This is a genomic window from Nitrospira sp. BLG_2 (assembly GCF_049222245.1).
In genome coordinates this window covers 1-3,863 of the sequence record NZ_JBLYIG010000428.1, presented here as the reverse complement: position 1 = coordinate 3,863, position 3,863 = coordinate 1, and the positions used below count along the sequence as shown (strand labels likewise).

The 3,863-nt window shown below is 55.5% G+C and carries 3 protein-coding genes; all 3 read left to right on the top strand.

What is annotated here, in order from left to right; genetic code table 11:
- A partial coding sequence (locus ACOSYY_RS11785) for a DUF748 domain-containing protein (RefSeq protein ID WP_421662584.1) occupies positions 1-1,527 on the top strand: 1,527 nt, incomplete at its 5' end.
- A complete protein-coding gene (locus ACOSYY_RS11780; RefSeq protein ID WP_421662583.1) occupies positions 1,524-2,465 on the top strand; it encodes a YihY/virulence factor BrkB family protein in 942 nt (313 codons plus the stop codon). The genes ACOSYY_RS11785 and ACOSYY_RS11780, both read left to right, overlap by 4 nt.
- Before the next feature lie 295 nt (positions 2,466-2,760).
- Positions 2,761-3,324, top strand: coding sequence for a S16 family serine protease (locus ACOSYY_RS11775; RefSeq protein WP_421662582.1), 564 nt, complete (start codon positions 2,761-2,763; stop codon positions 3,322-3,324).
- Positions 3,325-3,863 lie beyond the last annotated feature (539 nt).

The following is a 3,863-nucleotide window of genomic DNA, read 5'->3' as shown; positions in this document are numbered from 1 at the left end:
GTTCTAACGGTGATTCTTTTAACGGCCGCGTTTTTCGCGGATGAACCGCTTCGTCGCTATGCGGAACGATCGGCCAACGAAGTGGTGGAAGGATACAGCATCCAGATCGGCACACTCGACCTACATCCGCTTGCCCTATCTGTGGACTTGGAAAATGTGGTGGTGCGACAAGAGGCGCATCCGGATCCTCCGCTGGCCGAGGTCCCTGAAATCGTGCTGGATGCCCAATTCGCCCCCCTGTTGGCCGGCAAAGTGTCCGCCACTATTCAACTGAGCGATCCAGTTTTCTCGGCCACGCGGCAGCAAATCGAAACCGCGTCGGCAAAGGTGAACACGAAGGCGAACGAAGGAGCCGATCAGGCGCCTCCTTGGCAAGATCAAGTCCGGGACATGATGCCCTTCGAAGCGGCCCTTTTCATCAAGAACGGGGAGGTCAGGTATGCCGCGCAGCCTAATGCCGATCCGATCCGGATGACGGCGCTGGACATTGAGGCGCGCAATCTTACGAATCGTCCGGAAGACGCGCAATCCCACCCCTCTGAATTACGCATGCGCAGCAGAGTGTTCGATACCGCGCCCCTGGAGTTCAGCGGCCGGGCGGATCCACTGGCCAGGCCGCTTCCCTCGGTCGATGCCTCCGTCAAGTTGAGCGGGCTGCGCATTGCCGATTTGAAGCCCATTGTCGGGGACTACAATCTGGTTATGAAGGAGGGGACCTTCAGCGCGACGGGCCGAGTCATGCATGAGAAGCAGACGGTTCTTGCACTTGAATCGTTTGTGCTGGAAGGCGCCAAGATTGCCTATGTGTATAAACAAGAGACCGAATCCAAACAGCGGCGTCAACTCGAGCGGGGAGCGGAGCAGACGGCAAAGGCTCACCGCGATCCGTCGTTCATCTTCAAAATCGGCCACGGGAAAATACTCAACAGCGAGGCGGGATTCCTCAATCGGGCGACCGATCCGGACTATCGCCTGTTCCTGACGGATATCAACGCGGATGTGGACAACTTCAGTAATCGGCTGGAGGAAGGCACCGGCGTCGTGAAGATCACAGGCAAATTCATGGGCAGCGGCCCGACGGTCGTCACAGGGACCTTTCGGCCTGAGAAGCCGCGCCCTGATTTTGACCTGGCGGTCAAGATCATCAAAACCGACCTGACCGCGTTCAACGACGTCATGCGCGCCTATGGCAATATGGATGCGTACCGTGGAAAGTTTGCGCTGTTCAGCGAACTGGCGGTGAAAAATAACCGCATCGACGGGTACGTCAAACCGATGCTCCGGGATGTTGACGTCTATGATCCGAAAAAGGACCAAGACAAGGCCCTGTCCAACAAGATATACAAGGCGGTTGTCGATGGAGTCATGTCGTTGCTGGAGAATACGCCGCGCGATGAAGTCGCGACACAAAGTGATATGTCGGGACGAGTCGAGAATCCTCAGGCCAATACATGGCAAATTATCGTCAAACTCGTACAGAATGCTTTTTTTAACGCGATCTTACCTGGCTTTGAAGGGGCGGCATGAGTCGGACATCGGCTGAATCATCGCTCACCAGCCCATCGCCCGCGTACAATCCCTGGAAACTGGGTGGATTGTCGCTCCGAGAGCTGAGCCGGAGACTGTGGCGTGAAAGTCTCAGCGATGAGCTGCTGGGTCGCGCCGCGCAGCTGTCCTACTATGTCCTCCTGGCGTTGTTTCCCGCCCTGATCTTCCTTACCGCGCTGATGGGAGTCTTCTCGGTGGAAAATTATATGCCTCAACTGATGGGCTACTTGCGTCAGGTTTTGCCGAATGACGCCCTCTCCATGGTCGAACGGTTCTTGCGACAAGTCACGGAGGGCAGCGGCACCAATATACTTTCGCTCGGCGGATTGGGCGCGCTGTGGGCATCGTCGAGCGGGATGACGGCGATCATGGACGCGTTGAACGTAGTGTATGGAGTCAAGACGGATAGCCGCCCGTTTTGGCGGGTGCGCCTCACGGCAATCGCGCTCACCGTCGGATTAGCCGGGTTTGTCATCCTGTCCTTGACCCTTGTGCTGTATGGACCAAGTATCGGCGCGTGGATCGCCGATTTAGTGGGATTGGGACGGGTATTCACCCTGACGTGGAACCTCCTCCAATGGCCGGTCGTGGCCGGCGTCATGCTGTTCGTCGTCGGCGTGATCTATTACGTGTGTCCGGATATCCACCAAGACTGGCGATGGGTGTCTCCGGGATCGGTCTTTGCCGTGGTGATGTGGCTGGTCGTATCGATGGGGTTCAAGGTGTATGTGGATAATTTCGGCGACTACAACAAGGTCTATGGATCCATCGCCGGCGTCATCGTCCTGATGCTGTGGTTCTATTGGAGTGGAATGGTGCTGCTTCTTGGCGGTGAAATCAACGCTGAAATCGAACATGCGGCAACCGAGCGACAACAGACCGCCGGCGAGACGTCGGAGAATCGACAAGCTGCATGAATAACAGTGCAATGTTGTGCCGCGTAGCGCTGGGTATGCGGGGTCGCAAAATTTGACGGGGGACTATGCGACGGCAATATATAATGTTGGGACAAACACCGACCTAAGAAGGACGCAGTCCGGTATTCATGGGATCGAGGAAGGCAAATGCCGCAGCGTAAAGGAGCCTATAAAACGTCGCGCGTTGCATCGCTCGGTAATACCCGGGTACGGCATCGGTGCCACCGCGTTGCTTCTGTTCTTCGCATTGTGCGGGGAGCCTTTCGCCTCCAATGGAGAGGGAGTCTCTTCGCATATGCGAACCATTCCGATCTTGGGGGTTACGCTCTCGGGTGACGGTCAGCCACTTGGAACGGTTACCCGTCTCACGCTTACGTTCCAAGAGCGAACCGATCACACGGGATTGATGGTCTCGTTTACCCGCGGTCCAGGCAAGTTGTCCCGAAAGGCTCAGACATCGGTTCAGCAAGCCATCTACCGCGCCGCCCTGGCGGCCGATCTCTCTACTGACACCTGGACCGTGATGATATCTGTTCCCGATCGCGTCACCATCTACGGCGACAGCTTATCCGCCATGGTGTGCATCACGGTGGTGGCCCTTGCTAAGCGGGATCCGATCAAAAAAGACATCATTATTACCGGTGGAATTGCCCCGGATGGGCGCATCAGCAAAGCCGGCAGCCTCTCCCAGAAACTTGCCGCTGCTCATGCGGCGCATATCCGGCACGTCCTCGTTCCCGATGAATTCGATCCGACTGAGACGGATTGGCAAACACCGTTTCTTATGCAGGTAAGTCCTGTCGATTCCGTGCAGCAGGCCTATCAAATGCTTACCGGAAACCGGATGAAACAAGAATAACCCATCCTTGCCGGATGATGTCTTCTCTATAGAATCTCATCGGAGCAGGTCGTGAAGAATAGCTGCCGGGGTTATGAAACTGACCGGTTGGTCCATAAAAAAGCTCCGTCCCTTTTCAAGGACGGAGCTCCTTCGAACATGCAATTTTTACATTATGCTTGGATAACGTTTCCGCTATGCATCCACAATGTTTCCATTGCTTGCTCTGATCATACGTTGTCGCGTTTCTATAGCGATTGATACGCGGAAAACCCCTAAATCTCATAGTCGTTCTGCGCGAAATTCAGCAATTTATTGTGCCGCTTTCATCTTTGAACCATGAGCCGGGCCATCTCCTTATCAATTGCCTTATCTCACGCAGCGTGTTGTAGTTAGGACGCCGAGTCAAGGCCCTGATGTCATCCTTCCAACCAAGCGAGAACGTTTCAACTGCGCCGCGCTTCTTTCCCATCCGCCGTCAATTGATCCGCCATAATTCGCTCGCCGACACGCAACCGCCGCACATTCAGCTCATCAATGTCCAATGAACGGATCCGAGC